Raw genomic sequence first — 17,531 nt, 5'->3', positions numbered from 1 at the left:
GCGGATGCGTATTCTACTCACCCCTGTTTCGATGTCAACAAGTTTTTGAAAAAAGTTTTAAAAAGTTTTTCAAACTTATCTGACCCGTTTAATGCTAAATCGTTAACACTAAACTGTTCAAAACAGCCTTCTCAAGTCTCCCTGGGAAGTGGATGCGCATTTTAGGGATTTTTTAGAAAGGATCAAGCACTATTTTTAATTTATTTACTGTTTGGACAATTATTCTACAATCCGCATGTATTATTGGCTATTCCGTACGATCTTTGTACGATCTATTGCCATTTCAATGCGAATCCACTCGTCATTAAGATCCTACATTTAAGAAACTAGGATTGGTTAATAAGGCTTTTACAATATTAAAAAGGCGGCTCTTAACCATCAAATTATTAATAAAACGTTATAAATGTCTATTTAACTGCTTTTTCTGTGTACTTTTTAAGCATGATTAATTAACTTAATCTTGCACTCTTTAATAAGCTAAGTAACATAGCTTTGTATTTATAATAATTTTTTACAAAAAATAATCTCAATAACAATAATCAGGTATAACTTATGAAGTCTTCTCAATTTCTAACAACTTTCGTTGTTGCCATAATATTAGCGGTTGTAGCCTATGTGATAGCCAATGCCCTAGGCAAGGATGCAAATACCATAGCTATTAGTACTTTCCTTGGTGCGTTAATCGGCAATATTGCTTCTTCGCTATTTGGCCAGTCTAGTTCTGAGCAATCGAACAGTGATATCAAAACACTGTATGTCGGTAATTTACCTTACCGCGCAAATGAAGCGGCAGTTCGTACGTTATTTGCCGCTCACGGAGCAGTGCATTCAGTACGACTTATGAAAGATAAGCACACAGGCAAAAGACGAGGTTTTGGTTTTGTTGAAATGTCGGCCTCTGACTCAGGCGCAGCTATCTCAGCATTAAATGATACTGAGTTTCAACAACGTACGCTAAAAGTAAGAGAAGCAAAAGAACGCCCTGAACGTGGCGACGATGAATAATATCGAAATTATTTTTAGCGTTTTATAAAGCAGATAATAAAAAGCCCCGTTAATTAGCGGGGCTTTTTATTATTGAAGTTATTATGCTTGCTCTCTGGCAATCGCACGATAAGCAATATCAGTACGGAACTCTACCTTATCCCAACTGATTTGATGCAATAATTCATAAGCTGCTTTTTGTGCAGCAGTCACTGTATCACCTAGCGCCGTTGCACAAAGCACACGACCACCAGCTGTTACCACGTTACCGTCAACTAGTGCTGTACCAGCATGGAATGTTTTACGATCTGTTAATTGATTTGTCTCTAAACCTGAAATCACATCGCCTTTACTATAGCTTCCAGGGTAACCGCCAGCAGCTAATACCACACCAACAGCAGCACGCGGATCGAAATTGATCGTTTTACCTGATAACTCACCATGACAAGCAGCAATACATAATTCGACTAAATCAGATTGTAAACGCATCATAATTGGCTGAGTTTCTGGATCGCCAAATCGACAGTTATATTCAATCACTTTTGGCGTACCATCTTCGGCGATCATTAAGCCAGCATATAAAAAGCCGGTATATGGCGCATCTTCTTTCGCCATACCTTCTACTGTTGGAATGATCACTTCGTTCATAACGCGATCATGAATTTCTGGCGTAACAACTGGTGCCGGAGAATAAGCGCCCATACCACCGGTATTTGGCCCTTGGTCACCATCGTAAGCACGCTTATGATCTTGGCTGGTAGCAAATGGTAAAATGTTTTTACCATCAACCATTACGATGAAGCTTGCTTCTTCACCAGTTAAAAATTCTTCGATAACCACACGATGGCCTGCGTCACCAAACGCGTTACCTGCTAACATATCTTTAATCGCATCTTCAGCTTCTGCTAAAGTCATTGCGACAATAACGCCTTTACCTGCAGCTAAGCCATCAGCTTTTACGACAATAGGTGCGCCTTGTTCACGAACATAAGCAAGTGCAGGTTCAATTTCAGTAAAGTTCGCATAAGCTGCCGTCGGAATATTGTGACGCGCTAAGAAATCTTTAGTAAAGGCTTTTGAACCTTCAAGTTGAGCAGCTTTTGCTGAAGGACCGAAACATAATAAATCTTCGGCTTGAAATGCGTCAACGACACCATCAACCAGTGGCTGCTCTGGGCCAACAATAGTTAGTTCAACATTATTTTCTTTAGCAAAAGTTACTAATGCTGCAATATCATCTACACCAATAGCAACATTTTCGAGTTTATCTTCAGTAATTGTGCCAGCGTTACCTGGTGCAACAAATACTTTAGCAACTTGTGATGATTGAGCGGCTTTCCATGCTAAAGCATGTTCACGGCCACCACTACCAATAACTAATACGTTCATTTATAACTTTTCCTAAATAAAATAATAAAGAAAGAGCAATCAATCGCTTGCTCTTTCTTTTGCTGTATAATTTATATTTATGGCTTAACGAATTTCAGCGTCATACGATCGCTTTCGCCAATCGCCATGTATTTTTCTTTATCTTGATCTTTTAAGCGTAATACTGGCGGTAATGTCCAAACGCCTTTTGGGTGATCTGCAGTATCTTTAGGGTTAGCATTTATTTCACTTTTTGCCGCTAATTTAAAACCTGCACCTTCTGCTAATTGAATAGTTAACGCTTCAGGAAAATAACCTGAACTGCGGTTTTCTTCAAAATTTTGCGATGCAGGCATTCTGTGCTCAACAACCCCTAAAACACCACCTGACTTTAACGCTTTAAACGCATCTTTAAACATTTGTGAAACACCTTCCTCACCCCAGTTATGCAAGTTACGGAAGGTAACTACAAGGTCTGCGCTGCCAGCAGGAGCAATAGCTGATGCTACTTTTGGTGTAAAGTTAGTTAATTCAACTTCACTAAACACTTCGTTACTCGCCAGCTTTTTCTCTAAGCTACGACGAGATTTGCTGTAATAATCATCGCCCCCTGTATCTGGGTAATGAGCGCCGTATAACTTACCTGTTCCTTTTAAGGCCGGAGCAAGAATTTCGGTATACCAGCCGCCACCAGGAGCCATTTCTACCACTGTCATCGTTGGTTCAAAACCAAAAAACTCTAGAGTTTTCGCTGGATGACGATATTGATCACGCGCTTTATTCTTTTCGCTGCGGTGCTCACCAGATATTGCCTTCATTAACGCAAAGTTAGTGGCGTTGGCATGTTTATCATGGTGATGGTCTTCATGGGCAAAGGCCACTGAAGTTGCACACGACAAGGACAAAATAGATGCAGAAACAAGTGTTGTAATTATTTTCATAGTTCTTCCATAACAAGGTGTTAATTGAGTTTTTATTTAAACCATAGTGTTATAGCAGAAATCGCTAAGAGAGTCAGTGCTAACGCCACTAAAACTACGAATTTAGTGGCTGTTCCTATTAAATTTTTGTAAGAAAATTTAATCAGTTAGCTTAATAAATCAAATAAAGCTTATGAGCTAAAATGCAAAAGCGTACAATCAACATAATTAAACAAAATAAGTAAACTGTACGCTTTTCCTAATCACCTAAGCTTAATGTTAGTGGCGGAAATGTCTCATGCCAGTAAACACCATAGCCATACCGTGTTCGTCGGCAGCGGCAATAACTTCTTCATCACGCATTGAACCACCTGGCTGAATAACTGCGGTAATACCAGCAGCTGCAGCAGCATCAATACCATCACGGAATGGGAAGAATGCATCTGATGCCATTACCGAACCAGCTACTTCTAGATTTTCATCGGCGGCTTTAATACCAGCGACTTTTGCTGAGTATACGCGGCTCATTTGGCCCGCACCAACACCAATAGTCATTGAATTTTTCACGTAAACAATGGCGTTTGATTTCACGTATTTCGCTACTTTCCAGCAGAATTGTAAATCACGCATTTCGTCTTCAGTTGGCTGACGCTTAGTGACTACTTTCAAGTCACTCGCTTGTACTTTACCTTGGTCACGATCTTGAACTAATAAACCGCCATTAACGCGCTTATAATCCATACCTGTGGTTTGTGTTTGCCACTGACCACATTCAAGTACGCGAACATTTGGCTTAGCTGCAACTAATTGTGCCGCTTCTTCTGAAACCGTTGGCGCAATAATCACTTCAACGAACTGGCGCGAGATAATTGCTTCTGCAGTATCAGCATCAAGTTCACGGTTAAATGCAATAATGCCACCGAAAGCAGAGGTAGGATCTGTCGTATAAGCTTGCTCGTAAGCAGCAAGAATATTGTCACCAATTGCTACGCCACATGGGTTTGCATGTTTAACGATAACACACGCTGGTTGTTCAAATTCTTTAACACATTCTAATGCTGCATCGGTATCAGCAATGTTGTTGTAAGATAACGCTTTACCTTGTAATTGCGTAGCCGTTGAAACTGACGCTTCTTCAGGGTTGGCTTCCACATAAAAAGCCGCGTCTTGGTGTGAGTTTTCACCGTAACGTAAATCTTGTTTCTTAATAAACTGACTATTGAATGTACGCGGGAATTTGTTTTTCTCGTCGAAATTTACATCGCCTTCTTCACCGTAAGCAGGAAGCATTTGACCAAAGTAATTCGCGATCATGCCATCGTAGCTTGCTGTATGTTCAAACGCAGCAATCGCTAAATCAAAACGAGTTTTGTAGGTTAACGAATTCTCGTTAGCGTCCATTTCTGACAATACGCGGTCATAGTCGTGGGCGTTAACGATAATGGTTACATCACGGTGGTTCTTCGCAGCAGCACGCACCATAGTTGGACCGCCAATGTCGATATTTTCTACTGCATCTTCAAGTAAACAATCAGCTTTAGCTACTGTGTTAGCAAATGGGTATAAGTTAACCACAACCATATCAATAGCATCGATACTGTTTTCATTCATCACCGCTTCATCAGTACCGCGACGCGCTAAAATTCCACCATGGATTTTTGGGTGTAAAGTTTTTACACGACCGTCCATGATTTCTGGGTGACCTGTGTGATCAGATACTTCTGTCACTTTAATACCGCTATCAGCTAGTAATTTTGCGGTGCCACCAGTTGATAAAATATCAACACCTTTTTGTGCTAATGCACGAGCGAATTCAACAATACCTGTTTTATCAGAAACACTTAATAGTGCACGTTTGATTGGGCGTGGGGTATCCATTGCTGTTTTGATTACCTTTAATTTAATAAATGTTGGTCTGGCCTATGACGTGTATCCGTGGCAATAACTTGTTAATTTACCTAACAAGGGTCGCTCCTGCGATTACTGTATTCTTAATTGCATTAAGCATAGCCAAAAGCTGACTGATTGGTTGAGTTTTTCACTATGCTAAAAACAAAGAAAGCACCCTAAGGTGCTTTCATATGCAGGCTAGGCCTGCGCGATATTAGTTCATACCGTACTTTTTAAGCTTCTTACGTAAAGTACCACGATTGATACCTAGTAAGTTAGCTGCACGTGTTTGATTACCACGAGTGTAAGTCATCACTTCTTCTAACATTGGCGCTTCAATTTCAGAAAGTACTAATTCGTACATATCATCAACATCGTTACCATTTAATTGTGATAAATAGTTTTTGATGGCGATTTTTGCTTGCGTACGTAAAGGAGATGCCTTTGATTGCGCTTGAATATCATTAGTCACATTAGTAATGAAAGGAGAAGAAATATTTTGTTCAAACATAAAGTTCAGACTCTTATCTAGTTAAATTATCAAAATACGTGTTTAGTGCATCGAGTTGCTCGCTGGTGGACTCGAGTGCATTAAAACTTGATCGAAATGCTTTACCTTGATCATGCGTTTGCATATACCAAGAAACATGCTTACGGGCGATTCTCACCCCCATAAAGTCACCATAAAATTGGTGCAATTCTTTAACGTGCCCAAGTAAAATTGTGCACACTTCATCCATTGAAGGTTCAGGTAGTTGTTGGCCAGTCTCAAGAAAATGATTAATTTCTCGAAATATCCAAGGTCTACCTTGTGCTGCACGACCAATCATGATCGCATCAGCACCAGTGAAATCTAGTACTTGTGCAGCTTTCGAAGCACAAGTGATATCACCATTAGCCACTACCGGAATAGCAATTGCCTGTTTAATTGCTTTAATTGTGTTGTACTCAGCGTTGCCTTTATAAAAGTCACATCGCGTTCGACCATGCACTGCTAACGACTGAATGCCGTTATGCTCAGCAATTTTCGCAATTTCTATCCCGTTACGGGTATTCTCACACCAGCCGGTTCTAATTTTTAGCGTTACAGGAACATCTACAGCATTGACCACCGCTTTCACGATTTGTTCAACTTGTGACGGTTCTTTTAATAACGCTGAACCTGCTAGTTTCTTGTTTACTTTTTTTGCCGGACAGCCCATATTGATATCAATAATTTGAGCGCCACTTTCAACATTAACCTGAGCGGCAAACGCCATTTCCTCGGGATCAGAACCAGCAATCTGTACCGAACGTATACCCGCTTCCGCGCTATGTATCATTCGTAATTTAGATTTTTCGGTATTCCACACCTTAGGGTTAGCAGACACCATTTCAGATACAGCTAAGCCAGCCCCCATCTGACAACAAAGTTGCCTAAATGGTTTGTCAGTAATACCGGCCATTGGCGCAAGCATTACATTACTTTCTAACTGGTAAGCACCTATCTTCACTGCTGCTTTTTTGAGCTCTTGGTCAAAAGGGCGCACAGTTTACGTGTTTTTAATGGGATTGAAAAGGATATAAATTGAACAAATTTGTATTTTTTTTGACTTTTTAATATTGACTTTTTATTTAATTTTTTGCCGAGCAGAAAATAATCAGTTTTAACTATTTTCTGCTTGACGGTGAGGTTTTATTCTGGCCTGCGTTTGCCGGAAAGCCTTACCCACTCTTCCTGTACCTGAATATCATCCATTTCACACCATTGACCATAAATGGTTTGTAATTCCGGTGCTTGCTCTTCTAATACACCTGAAAGTGCTAGCAAACCATTTGGCGCTACAAACTCAATAATGGTTGGTGCTAATTCTTTAAGCGGTCCGGCTAAAATGTTCGCTACTACAACATCAGCTTTTAATGAAGGCTGATCTTTCGGCAAATACAGTGACAATCTATCTTCACAACCATTACGTTTGGCATTTTCGGCACTGGCTTGCAACGCTTGGGGGTCAATATCAATACCAATAACCTCTTTCGCTCCCAGCTTTAACGCCGCTAATGACAAAATACCTGAGCCACAACCAAAGTCGACCACCGTTTTACCGGTTAAGTCCAAACCGTCTAACCACGTTAAACAAAGTGCCGTAGTCGGGTGCGTACCTGTACCAAAGGCAAGACCAGGGTCTAGCATCACGTTAACCGCATCAGGCTCAGGCACTTCGCGCCAACTTGGACAAATCCATAAACGCTGACCGAACTTCATTGGATGGAAGTTATCCATCCATTCTCGCTCCCAGTCTTTATCTTCCAGCTGCTCAAGCTTATATGCCATATTGTCTTTTTCTGGATGAATCGACTTTAAATAGGCAATAACTTTATCCATGTCGTGGGCAGCATCATACAACCCCATAACAATAGTATTCGACCAATACACTACCTCATCACCGGGTAAAGGTTCATAAATAGGCGTGTCTTTAGCGTCGATAAAAGTTACAGCTTGTGCACCACAGGCACTTAACCAATCACTATACTTTTCAGCGGTTTCTTCATTGGCTTGTAACCTTAATTGAATCCAAGGCATAAGGAGCTCTGTATAAGTTAAACTTAGGCGAAGTTTACCACTCCTTAATGGCATTCGGTAGTTACCATCACAGGGTTAGTGACTAAAAAGCGCGCTGGGTGTAGGATAAGCCTCTTGTTTCATCACTTAAATTGTTATTTAAGGCGATTGATTCGACTATTAACCGGTAAAAGTGTCAGGTAAATTTGTGATGATGTTTAGATATATTGCATTCTTTCTGTTAACGATTAACTTTGCAACCTTCGCTGAATCAATTCGAGTAGTTACCGAAGACTTACCGCCATTACAAATACAACAAACCGACAACTCCTTATCGGGTGCCATGGTCGAGCTCATCACTTTGATCTTGTCTGAAGCAGAGCTTGAAGGACAAATAGCTATTTATCCGTGGGCAAGAAGTTATGAAATCGCCTTAACTGAACCTAACACCTTAATATTTTCAATGTTGCGTTCACCATCCAGAGAACAAAAATTTCAGTGGATAGGCAAAATTTACCAAATTGATTCGTTTTTTATGGCGTTAAAATCTCGACACGATATTCAGGTATCAAATAAAGCTGAACTCCACCAATATGCCATTGGCTCAATACGTCACGACTTAGCAGAGCAATATTTATTAGATAACCACTTTGATCCCGAGAAAAATTTATATCTAAATAAAAAGTATGATGCGCTTTGGCACCAACTGTTTCAGGGACGAACAGATCTAGTATTCACTAATAGCATTATTTGGCGACACGAAGTAGAGTCTTCTGGACTTGATCCCGAGCAATTAACGACTGTGTACAAGGTTAATGATTTTAGCTCAGATTTATATTTAGCCGCCAATGTCAATACATCGCCAGTAGTTATAAAGCGTTTAAAAGCGGCGCTGGAAAACATAAAATCAGACGGGCGATATCAACAAATTATCGATAAGTGGCAATTGTAATATGCAGTATTTTCCTATTTTTTTAGACGCCAAACATATCAGCGCACTAGTTGTTGGCGGCGGTGAAGTAGCGGCTCGAAAAATAGAGTTGTTATTAAAAGCAACCAATGACATTACGATCATGAGCGCCACAATTTCAATTAGTGTCCAGCGTTTGATTTCTGAACATGATTTGCAATGGTTGCCCCATAATTACCAAGCCGGATTTATGGCAGAACATTCACTCGTCATTGCAGCCACTGATGATGCCATTATCAATCAAACAGTGCAGCAAGAAGCATCAAGCCTAAAGCTCTTGGTTAATGTCGTCGACCAACCTGATCTTTGTAATTACATTACCCCTTCAATTATTGATCGTGACCCAATGATAGTGGCCATTTCCAGTTCAGGAAGTGCGCCTATATTAGTACGAATGTTACGTGAACAAATTGAACGTATGATGCCTTCCGGCTACGGCAAACTTGCCGAGTTTTCGTTTAAATTCCGTGATCATGTTAAAGCACGCGTAAAAGGGCTGGCTAATCGTCGTCGATTTTGGGAAACAACCTTGCGTGGCAATATCGGCCAAAATATTTTAAACGGCCGTATTACCGAAGCCGAACAGCAATTAATCACCAGTTTAAAAACGGAAGTGCCTCCTGCTGAGGGGGAGATCACTTTTATTCACACCATGACCGGCACCCCTGATGGCCTAACATTAGCGGCTCATAAAGCATGTCAGTTCGCCGATGCGGTTTTTTATGATCACCACGTAAACCAAGAGTTTTTAGAATATATTCGCCGCGATGCCGAAAAATATCCGCAAGCCATTGATGCAACCATTAGTATTAATTTTCAACATGCTATCGAATTAGCAGAGCAAGGTTTAAAAGTAATATATTTGCTGGATGGCTATGAACCACTACCGCCGAATCAAGCATTAACCAATAGCACTGTACTTAAACAAACCTTTGTTTGTGGTAGTTAAATAATGCATTAGCAACACCTTGCCGCAATACCTTCATGCAATAAATTGTTCAGCGTTTACAGCCTGTGATAGACTCTTTAAAAAAATAATTTAGTCCGTTTATGAACCTAGAATCTTTAATCGAAAAAGCTCAACAAGTGTGTGAAAAGCGCGGAGCACGCTTAACCAAAGCACGTGCCGAAGTATTAAAGTTATTAGCCAATCATGAAGGGGCTGTAGGTGCCTATGACTTACTAGCAGAGCTGCAAAAAATCGACAGCAGTGCTAAGCCAGCAACCATTTATCGCGCCTTAGACTTTTTAAGCAAACAGGGTTTTGTCCATAAAATCGAATCCATTAATGCCTTTGTCATGTGTCACCATATCAGTGATTGCAACCACCCTGTGCAATTATTAATTTGTGATGAATGCGGCCATGTCGAAGAAATACAATCAAACAACTTAGATTTAGCACTTCGTGCAATGGCTGATGCCAGTGGTTTTACTATTAGCCACCAGATTGTTGAAGCCCATGGTCGTTGTCAAAATTGCTTAGGTTAACCTCAGTTTTGTATAACTTTCTTTAAACAAGCATCACTTCATCGTATATTCCTGCCAATTAACCGCAAGTTAACTTTGTTACAGTTATTCACACACCTGATATGTGATAAAAGGAAAGATTAACTTCTACCTTCAATAATAATCGGGAAACAACATGATAAAGTCGTTGCAAAGCGCCATCGTGTGCTTGTCTGTTGCAATATCAGGTGTAGCATTCGCAAAAGGTGCACCATTTGATGACAAATTCCGTCAGCTAGACGAATTACTACCAACGCCAAACGCCTACCGCACTGCTTCTGGTGCTCCTGGCCATCAATACTGGCAACAAGAAGTCGATTACAAAATTCGCATTGCCCTTGATGACAAAACCCAACGTTTAAACGGCTCTGAAACGTTAGACTACAAAAATAAGTCACCAGATTCGCTGCGTTACCTTTGGATTCAGTTAGACCAAAATCGCATGAAGTCTGACTCTGACTATAAACTAACGAATACGGCACCAAAGGATAAAGTAACGTTTAACGGCTTTAGAACTACAGTTGAAACTGACGCATTTGATGGCGGTTACACCATTACTAAAGTCACTGACAGCAGTGACAAGCCATTAAATTATGTAATTAATGGCACTATGATGCGTGTTGATCTACCAACTGCTCTTAAGCCAGGTAAAAGTGTCGAAATCAATATTGATTGGCACTATCAATTACATGAGCAAAAAGTATTAGGTGGTCGTTCTGGTTATGAGTACTTTGAAAAAGACGATAACTACTTATACGAATTAGCCCAATGGTTCCCACGTGCAGCTGCTTACTATGACGTAATGGGCTGGCAGAACAAACAGTTCTTAGGTCGCGGTGAATTCACCTTAGAGTTTGGTGATTACGACGTAGAAATTACCGTACCAGCTGATCACGTAGTTGCGGCAACAGGGGTTTTACAAAACCCGAAAAAAGTATTAACGAGTGAGCAGCGTGATCGTTTAGCCAAAGCTGAAACCGCGAAAAAGCCGGTATTAGTTATTACGCCTGAAGAAGCGTTAGCAAACGAAAAGTCTCGCTCTACTAAAACTAAAACTTGGCACTTTAAAGCCGAAAATGTTCGAGACTTTGCTTGGGCATCAAGCCGCAAATTTATTTGGGATGCACAAGGCTATAAAGAAGGTGGTACAGATACTATGGCCATGTCTTTCTACCCGAATGAAGGTAACCCATTATGGGAGCGCTATTCTACTGAAGCGATCATCCATACCATGGAGCAATACAATAAATATACCTTCGCTTACCCTTACCCTGTTTCTATCTCGGTAAATGGTCCAGTTGGTGGTATGGAATATCCGATGATCACATTCAATGGTCCTCGTCCAACCTTAAACGAAGAAACCGGTGAAAAAACTTATTCTCGTCGCACTAAATATGGCCTTATCGGGGTGATCATTCATGAAGTTGGTCATAACTACTTCCCAATGATCGTGAACTCTGATGAACGTCAATGGACTTGGATGGATGAAGGCCTAAATACCTTCTTACAATTTTTAGCTGAGCAAGCATGGGAAGAAAACTACCCTTCTCGTCGCGGTCACGCTGAAGGCATGATCAGCTACATGAAAAGTAGCAACCAAGTACCAATTATGACCAACTCTGAGTCTATCTTACAGTTTGGTAACAATGCTTACGGTAAGCCAGCAACAGCATTAAATATTCTTCGTGAAACTATTATGGGTCGCGAATTATTTGATTTTGCCTTCCGTGAATATGCTCAACGTTGGAAATTTAAACGCCCAACACCTGCCGATTTCTTCCGCACCATGGAAGATGCATCAGCAGTAGATTTAGATTGGTTCTGGCGTGGCTGGTTCTACACCACAGATCACGTTGATTTAGCCATTGATACTGTGCACTTATACCGTCCTAATAGCCAAAATCCTGATGTTGAAGAAGCTTGGGAGCGCGCACAATATAATGAACAACCAGAGTTCATTAGTGATATCAAAAATAAAGGCAACTGGCGCCGTACTCATGACAAGCCAGAGTTGTTAGATTTCTATAATGAACATGATAAGTTCACTGCAACCAATGCTGATCGCAACAAGTACAACAAATCACAAAAAGACCTGAAACAATGGGAAAAAGATTTGTTAGTTGATGAGCGCAAATTCTACATTGTAGATTTTTCAAATAAAGGTGGCTTAGTGATGCCAATTTTACTTGATATTACCTATGTAGACGGCAGCAAAGAGCATGTTCGTATTCCTGCTGAAATTTGGCGTAGAAGCCCAACTAAAGTATCTAAGCTCTTTATTCGCGACAAAGAAATTAAAGAAATTGCGTTAGATCCAAATTGGGAAACAGCGGATACCGATACCACCAACAACTACTGGCCAGCTCGTCCTGTTATGTCTCGCTTTGAACTTTACAAGCAGAAAAAACAAGACATGATGCGCGACTATAATGTTGAATTAAAGCCAATCAACGACGAGCCAGAACATAAAGATGAAACAGGTAATGACAACAAAGCTAAATAAGTCCTTTGTCGTTTGGTTAATTACCGCAATGTTAATGGGAGTTGCAGCTTCGGCTGCAGCTCACAAATACTTCTTTGCCATTACTGACATTAGCTATAATAACCAAGCCCAACGACTCGAAATTATTCATCAATTAACCGCACACGATGTCGAAAATGCCATTGCTCGAATTAACGATACTCACTTTAATCCTGAGCACCCGCAATACGAATTATTTATTCAACAGTATGTAACCGACCACTTTAATCTCTCTCAAGAAAATCAGCAGCTGCCGATAACTTGGATAGGAGTTGAAAACAAACTTGATAAAATTTATGTTTATCAAGAAGTGAGCTTAAACAAGTTTTTAATACCATTAGTGGTAAAAAATGACTTACTCGTCGATACTTACCCTAAACAAGTCAATACTGTGAATTTTGAAAATAATGACTTTCAAGTCAGTTTAACCTTTAATAAATCGCAGCAAGTTGGCACAATAGACAACAATAAGTAGTGCGAAATCAAAAAATTATGCTAAATTATTAGCAATCACAAGCACTGAGCAACATAAGGCCCGGTATTTTTCATGAATGTAGAGTTTATTAATCCGTTTTTATCTTCGATGTTAAATGTAATGTCTACAATGGCGATGATGGAATTGACACCAGAAAAACCGAAATTAAAGCAAGGAGAAGTTGCTAAAGGTGATGTTTCTGGCTTGATAGGTATGGTTAGTGATCAAGCAAAAGGTTCGCTGTCTATTACGTTTGAAGGTTCGTTAGCACTTGCGACCATGAAAAACATGGTAGGTGAAGCACCTGATACTGTTAATGAAGAAATTACCGACTTAGTAGGCGAAATCACTAACATGGTAACTGGTGGTGCCAAACGTATGCTAAGTGAGAAAGGCTTCGAATTCGATATGGCAACACCTATGGTGGTATCAGGTACCAACCACACAATTAACCATAAAGCGGAAGGACCGATTGTTATCATTCCACTAAGTTCACCGCACGGCAAAGCCTATATTGAATTTAGCTTTGACTAAACTTCAACTATGCTTTGACTAGGCATAGAGATAATAAATTCATAAAAAAGCTCCATAGGGAGCTTTTTTTGTGCCCTAAACATTACAATAAACAATGACCATTAGACGAAAAATAAAATGTCTTCTATAGTAAATTTCACAGTAGGTGAACGCTTGTAAACGTAGTTAACGCAAGTTAGTGAAGGAAGTTAGTGAAGAATTACACCGAAGGAATACCCTGACTATTACCTAACAGCCAAGGAAATTAAGGACAAATAATGGCACTATTAATTTTTAACTTCGACGGAACCGGAAATGAGCCGGAAGATGCCAACCAACAAATCAAAAAAGGAAAAAAGGAAGACGACAACATCTCCAATGTCTTGAAATTCCATTTCTTATCAGGTGGCAACCTCCATGCCGATCAGCAACGTGGCAGTTCAAGCCACTCTTCAGTAAAGCATTGTTTTTATTACCAAGGTATAGGCACATATGGCAACTGGCTGCAACGATTGCTTAATCAAGGGTTGTCATTAGAACACCGTGATGTCGCCTCAATTCTCAATAAAGCCTATCAAGATTTCAATGACGTCTATCAAGCTGGTGACCTACTTATCGTAACTGGCTTTTCACGCGGCGCAGCACTTGCGAGACGTTTTGCAGCAAAAATTATTGAAAAATCTGATTTGATCGACGATAACACTGCACCTTTTATTTACCTCGCTGTATTTGACACGGTCGCCAGCATTGGCCTACCAAACTTAAATAAGTCAGAACGCCCTGATTATGATGTTGTATTCGAAAATGGCTGTACGCTTTCTCATATAATTAAACAAGCAACACATATGGTCAGCCTAGATGACAAAAGAAAAGCATTTCAACCGACTCTAATGAACTATGATCGACAACGAATTATCGAGTTATGGTTTTCGGGGGCTCACAGTGACGTTGGTGGCGGCTATTATCGCGACGGCTTATCAGATGTCGCATTAAGCTATTTAATTAACTGGATTGCATACCAAGTAAAGCAACATGGTTTAATAGACCCTGCTCTAAAGTTACCGAGCCAACAAGCGTTAGCCACAGCGCTGCCCGCTAAATTAAAAAATCAATTAGGGCTGGACGACTTAAAACGCGAAGCCAATGAACTTGGCAAAAACCATCAACAAGACCGGTGGCCAGTTATCGACTGGCTTACATTAGATGATCGCCTATGTTGTGTGATCGACAATGACAAAGTGTCAAAACAGCACAAACCGGTATTACATAACGCCATTCCTAACCGAATAGCCTTTGATAAAGACTATCGCCCCAAGTCTTTAACTAACGTATCACACCATGTTTGGTACGGTTTTAATCAAAGCAATGAAGCTGGATTTGGCGTTAAGCGCTATGTAAAAAACCCGCGCCCACATTGGCATGCGCTAGAACCTGAAGAAAGCATTACCATCAGTATCGATTCAACCAAAATATTTAACCACAGTAGCATTCTGGTTGAAGTTGGTGAGGTTTACCAAATATCAGCTGCTGAACACGATACTTGGACAGATGGTTCAATTACCTGTAATGCTAGCGGTTGGAATACTGACGAGGTCAGCCTAGGTTGGAAAGAAATACCCATTAAACTCGCAAGAAGAATGAAACGAGTCAAAGATGCCGACTGGTTTACCCTTTGCGCATCTGTAGGTCGTACAGATAAATTGGCAAAAAAAGTAGGATGTTTAGCACACTATAAAGTGACTGAAGATGGTGAACTTACGTTATTTGCCAATGATGTTAAATCAGCCATGGCCAATAATATTGGCTATATTGATGTAACGATAAAACGTACACAATAGCATTCATTGTTCAACGCTAAATCGAACGCTTTCGAAGGCACTTTAATCATTGTTTTTACTTGTGATAAAGCAAACTGTGTCCATCGTACAGTGAAGCCGTTTATATCCGCAAGTGTTCTCGAGCAAGTACGCCACCACCTAAAAAGCGGGTGTGCTCCAAGGTGCCAGAGCAGGCAATACTGTAATTGTGGACATGTCTCCTTATCAGGGTAAGGGGGCTTGCCGACGCATCACTTTCCGGGCATGGCTCATAACGAATTTAGCCAGAACTGCTATAATTACAATCGTAATGGCGTAAATGTTTAATACTGAAAAACTGACGGGTCAGGTGTTAGGTTTTTGAAAATTGGAGATAGATTTTATGAATAAGTTGCTCGCAATGTTCATGGCATTTGCTTTCACCATAGTAGTACCCAATGCGAAAGCTGATTTGCTATCAGATGCCACCAAATTAGGCGCAAATACCGGCGCTATGGCCTATTGTGCCGATAAATTTGGGCGTGATGATGATGATCGCAAAAAGTACAATCGCTTAAGGTTATTGAGCCTGAAAGAATTAGATAAGTTAAGCGGCGCTAATAAGATAAAAGCAATTGCTGTGAAGAAATTGGCAGAAGATAAAGGCGAGTATTATGGTAAAAAGCTCGACAAAAGCCGTTGCACAAGTCTGCGTAAAACCATGTCAATTGTGTACTTGAGCAGAGACTAAGCAGGTGGCAATTGAGTCCGAGGTATTGTGTCTACTTGCTGTGTTCGAAACCTTGACTAAAGGCCAAGCTGCTTTTGGTGGAAATCGTCGGATTTGAGCCCTACCCCAGCTAAATTCGAAAGACGATATGCAGAGTTAGAGTTGCATAACCTTTTGTTTAACTTTTTGTTCCAGCAATACCGCGCCATCACCTTGCGCTGATAAACTATCTTCTGGGTTGTATATCGGGCAAGATTTTAGCGACAAGCAACCACAGCCAATACAGCCGTCTATCGAATCTCTTAATTCTTCTAAATATTTAATTTTTGCATTGAGCTCTTGATGCCATTGTCTTGCTAACTTTTGCCAATCAGCTTTTGTTGGTGTTCTATTCTCTGGTAATTTAGCAAAGGCTTGTTTGATACTTTCAAGCGAAACTCCCATCTTTTGTGCAGCTTTCACTACAGATATTCGCCTAAGCACTTCCGGTTTATAACGCCGTTGATTACCACTATTACGCCAACTTTTAATTAAGCCAATTTGTTCGTAATAATGCAATGTTGATACTTTAACACCACTTCGCTTGGCAACGCGCCCGACACTCCAAGTTGCTTCTTGCATATTTTTTCAACTTTTTTCAAAAAACACTTTACCTCAAGTTTACTTGAGGTTTTAGCATTAGCAAGTAACAAATAACAAGGAGTAAATTATGAATACATTAACCACAACTATTGAAAGGCAAGTCACTAACAAAAAGCTATTTAGTCAACAATTTTTCGACACATTGTTTCTGTTATTCAATCAAACCATGTCTAACAAATAAGGCCAATAAACAGTAATTAAGGATTATTTATGTATTTAGAACATTTGAATTTAGTGGTCAATGACATTGAAGCAAGCCTTAAATTTTACCAAGCCGCTTTCCCTCATTGGCACATTAGAGCCCAAGGCGAACAAACTTGGTATGGCAAACCGCGTCGGTGGTTACATTTTGGCGACGATTATTACTATTTAACCTTTAATGATGATGGTGAAGGCAGCAATCGCGACTTAACAGATCATCAGATAGGTTTAGCCCATTTTGCCTTCGTCACTGAAAATTTAACCGCGCTTATAGAGCGAATGGAAAGCGCGGGTTTTCAAATTGCTAAACCCGGCGCCGAACATAAATATCGTCGCAATATTTACTATATAGATCCTGCAGGATTTGAAGTTGAATTTGTCGAATATTTATCTGATATACCAAGCCAACGTAATAGTGACGAGTAACTCATAATAGCAAAGGCATAACTGATCGCTCAGCCATCAAGTTATGC

17 protein-coding genes are annotated in these 17,531 nt (G+C 40.2%); 10 read left to right on the top strand and 7 right to left on the bottom strand.

Annotation, left to right across the window (positions count from 1 at the left end; genetic code table 11):
• The first annotated feature begins 552 nt into the window (after window positions 1-552).
• Window positions 553-1,005, top strand: a complete 453-nt coding sequence (locus ACOB82_RS14705) for an RNA recognition motif domain-containing protein (protein ID WP_448213732.1) — start codon at window positions 553-555, stop codon at window positions 1,003-1,005.
• 81 nt (window positions 1,006-1,086) lie between these two features.
• On the opposite strand, the gene purD is transcribed toward ACOB82_RS14705, so the two are convergent.
• The 6 genes from purD to prmA form a co-directional block, all read right to left on the bottom strand.
• The gene (gene purD / locus ACOB82_RS14700) at window positions 1,087-2,373 is read right to left on the bottom strand and encodes a phosphoribosylamine--glycine ligase (RefSeq protein WP_448213731.1); all 1,287 of its coding nucleotides are present in this window, start codon (window positions 2,371-2,373) and stop codon (window positions 1,087-1,089) included.
• A 77-nt stretch (window positions 2,374-2,450) separates the two neighbouring features.
• The gene (locus tag ACOB82_RS14695) at window positions 2,451-3,293 is read right to left on the bottom strand and encodes a class I SAM-dependent methyltransferase (RefSeq protein WP_448213730.1); all 843 of its coding nucleotides are present in this window, start codon (window positions 3,291-3,293) and stop codon (window positions 2,451-2,453) included.
• A gap of 258 nt (window positions 3,294-3,551) precedes the next feature.
• A complete protein-coding gene (gene purH / locus ACOB82_RS14690) occupies window positions 3,552-5,150 on the bottom strand; it encodes a bifunctional phosphoribosylaminoimidazolecarboxamide formyltransferase/IMP cyclohydrolase (protein ID WP_448213729.1) in 1,599 nt (532 codons plus the stop codon).
• Between the two features lie 226 nt (window positions 5,151-5,376).
• Complete coding sequence (gene fis / locus ACOB82_RS14685) at window positions 5,377-5,673, bottom strand: DNA-binding transcriptional regulator Fis (protein ID WP_448213728.1); 297 nt, start codon at window positions 5,671-5,673, stop codon at window positions 5,377-5,379.
• A 13-nt stretch (window positions 5,674-5,686) separates the two neighbouring features.
• Window positions 5,687-6,655: a tRNA dihydrouridine synthase DusB gene (dusB, locus tag ACOB82_RS14680; protein WP_448213737.1), complete on the bottom strand. Its 969-nt coding sequence runs from the start codon at window positions 6,653-6,655 to the stop codon at window positions 5,687-5,689.
• Window positions 6,656-6,837: 182 nt separating this feature from the next.
• Window positions 6,838-7,725, bottom strand: a complete 888-nt coding sequence (prmA, locus tag ACOB82_RS14675) for a 50S ribosomal protein L11 methyltransferase (protein WP_448213727.1) — start codon at window positions 7,723-7,725, stop codon at window positions 6,838-6,840.
• 190 nt (window positions 7,726-7,915) lie between these two features.
• On the opposite strand from prmA, the gene ACOB82_RS14670 reads away from it, so the two are divergent.
• The 8 genes from ACOB82_RS14670 (at window position 7,916) to ACOB82_RS14635 (ending at window position 16,236) form a co-directional block, all read left to right on the top strand.
• Window positions 7,916-8,656 (top strand): substrate-binding periplasmic protein, encoded by a 741-nt coding sequence (locus ACOB82_RS14670; RefSeq protein ID WP_448213736.1) that lies wholly within the window; start codon window positions 7,916-7,918, stop codon window positions 8,654-8,656.
• A gap of 1 nt (window position 8,657) precedes the next feature.
• Window positions 8,658-9,623: an NAD(P)-dependent oxidoreductase gene (locus ACOB82_RS14665; RefSeq protein WP_448213726.1), complete on the top strand. Its 966-nt coding sequence runs from the start codon at window positions 8,658-8,660 to the stop codon at window positions 9,621-9,623.
• Window positions 9,624-9,724: 101 nt separating this feature from the next.
• Window positions 9,725-10,162, top strand: a complete 438-nt coding sequence (zur, locus tag ACOB82_RS14660) for a zinc uptake transcriptional repressor Zur (RefSeq protein WP_448213725.1) — start codon at window positions 9,725-9,727, stop codon at window positions 10,160-10,162.
• Between the two features lie 154 nt (window positions 10,163-10,316).
• Window positions 10,317-12,683, top strand: coding sequence for a M1 family aminopeptidase (locus ACOB82_RS14655; protein WP_448213724.1), 2,367 nt, complete (start codon window positions 10,317-10,319; stop codon window positions 12,681-12,683).
• Window positions 12,664-13,176, top strand: a complete 513-nt coding sequence (locus ACOB82_RS14650; RefSeq protein WP_448213723.1) for a DUF6702 family protein — start codon at window positions 12,664-12,666, stop codon at window positions 13,174-13,176. The genes ACOB82_RS14655 and ACOB82_RS14650 overlap by 20 nt, the downstream gene beginning before the upstream one ends.
• Before the next feature lie 72 nt (window positions 13,177-13,248).
• The gene (locus ACOB82_RS14645; RefSeq protein ID WP_448213722.1) at window positions 13,249-13,710 is read left to right on the top strand and encodes a chemotaxis protein CheX; all 462 of its coding nucleotides are present in this window, start codon (window positions 13,249-13,251) and stop codon (window positions 13,708-13,710) included.
• Between the two features lie 257 nt (window positions 13,711-13,967).
• Window positions 13,968-15,527, top strand: coding sequence for a phospholipase effector Tle1 domain-containing protein (locus ACOB82_RS14640; RefSeq protein WP_448213721.1), 1,560 nt, complete (start codon window positions 13,968-13,970; stop codon window positions 15,525-15,527).
• A 361-nt stretch (window positions 15,528-15,888) separates the two neighbouring features.
• Window positions 15,889-16,236 (top strand): hypothetical protein, encoded by a 348-nt coding sequence (locus ACOB82_RS14635; RefSeq protein ID WP_448213720.1) that lies wholly within the window; start codon window positions 15,889-15,891, stop codon window positions 16,234-16,236.
• Between the two features lie 135 nt (window positions 16,237-16,371).
• Here ACOB82_RS14635 and soxR read toward each other — a convergent pair whose 3' ends face one another.
• Window positions 16,372-16,836 carry a redox-sensitive transcriptional activator SoxR gene (soxR, locus tag ACOB82_RS14630; RefSeq protein WP_448213719.1) on the bottom strand — a complete coding sequence of 155 codons (465 nt, stop codon included), beginning with the start codon at window positions 16,834-16,836 and terminating at the stop codon, window positions 16,372-16,374.
• Between the two features lie 231 nt (window positions 16,837-17,067).
• Here soxR and ACOB82_RS14625 point away from each other — a divergent pair, with 231 nt between their 5' ends.
• The gene (locus tag ACOB82_RS14625; RefSeq protein WP_448213718.1) at window positions 17,068-17,484 is read left to right on the top strand and encodes a VOC family protein; all 417 of its coding nucleotides are present in this window, start codon (window positions 17,068-17,070) and stop codon (window positions 17,482-17,484) included.
• Window positions 17,485-17,531: the final 47 nt, after the last annotated feature.

Source organism: Colwellia sp. MEBiC06753, assembly GCF_053470325.1.
This window is presented reverse-complemented; position numbering and strand designations above follow the sequence as displayed.

Bases quoted from the DNA above. Each gene is read 5' to 3' on its own strand.
- fis (WP_448213728.1), bottom strand. From the start codon at position 5,673: ATGTTTGAACAAAATATTTCTTCTCCTTTCATTACTAATGTGACTAAT.
- zur (WP_448213725.1), top strand. From the start codon at position 9,725: ATGAACCTAGAATCTTTAATCGAAAAAGCTCAACAAGTGTGTGAAAAG.
- prmA (WP_448213727.1), bottom strand. From the start codon at position 7,725: ATGCCTTGGATTCAATTAAGGTTACAAGCCAATGAAGAAACCGCTGAA.
- ACOB82_RS14640 (WP_448213721.1), top strand. From the start codon at position 13,968: ATGGCACTATTAATTTTTAACTTCGACGGAACCGGAAATGAGCCGGAA.
- ACOB82_RS14695 (WP_448213730.1), bottom strand. From the start codon at position 3,293: ATGAAAATAATTACAACACTTGTTTCTGCATCTATTTTGTCCTTGTCG.
- ACOB82_RS14655 (WP_448213724.1), top strand. From the start codon at position 10,317: ATGATAAAGTCGTTGCAAAGCGCCATCGTGTGCTTGTCTGTTGCAATA.
- ACOB82_RS14650 (WP_448213723.1), top strand. From the start codon at position 12,664: ATGACAACAAAGCTAAATAAGTCCTTTGTCGTTTGGTTAATTACCGCA.
- ACOB82_RS14670 (WP_448213736.1), top strand. From the start codon at position 7,916: ATGATGTTTAGATATATTGCATTCTTTCTGTTAACGATTAACTTTGCA.
- ACOB82_RS14645 (WP_448213722.1), top strand. From the start codon at position 13,249: ATGAATGTAGAGTTTATTAATCCGTTTTTATCTTCGATGTTAAATGTA.
- ACOB82_RS14625 (WP_448213718.1), top strand. From the start codon at position 17,068: ATGTATTTAGAACATTTGAATTTAGTGGTCAATGACATTGAAGCAAGC.
- ACOB82_RS14705 (WP_448213732.1), top strand. From the start codon at position 553: ATGAAGTCTTCTCAATTTCTAACAACTTTCGTTGTTGCCATAATATTA.
- purD (WP_448213731.1), bottom strand. From the start codon at position 2,373: ATGAACGTATTAGTTATTGGTAGTGGTGGCCGTGAACATGCTTTAGCA.
- ACOB82_RS14665 (WP_448213726.1), top strand. From the start codon at position 8,658: ATGCAGTATTTTCCTATTTTTTTAGACGCCAAACATATCAGCGCACTA.
- purH (WP_448213729.1), bottom strand. From the start codon at position 5,150: ATGGATACCCCACGCCCAATCAAACGTGCACTATTAAGTGTTTCTGAT.
- soxR (WP_448213719.1), bottom strand. From the start codon at position 16,836: ATGCAAGAAGCAACTTGGAGTGTCGGGCGCGTTGCCAAGCGAAGTGGT.
- ACOB82_RS14635 (WP_448213720.1), top strand. From the start codon at position 15,889: ATGAATAAGTTGCTCGCAATGTTCATGGCATTTGCTTTCACCATAGTA.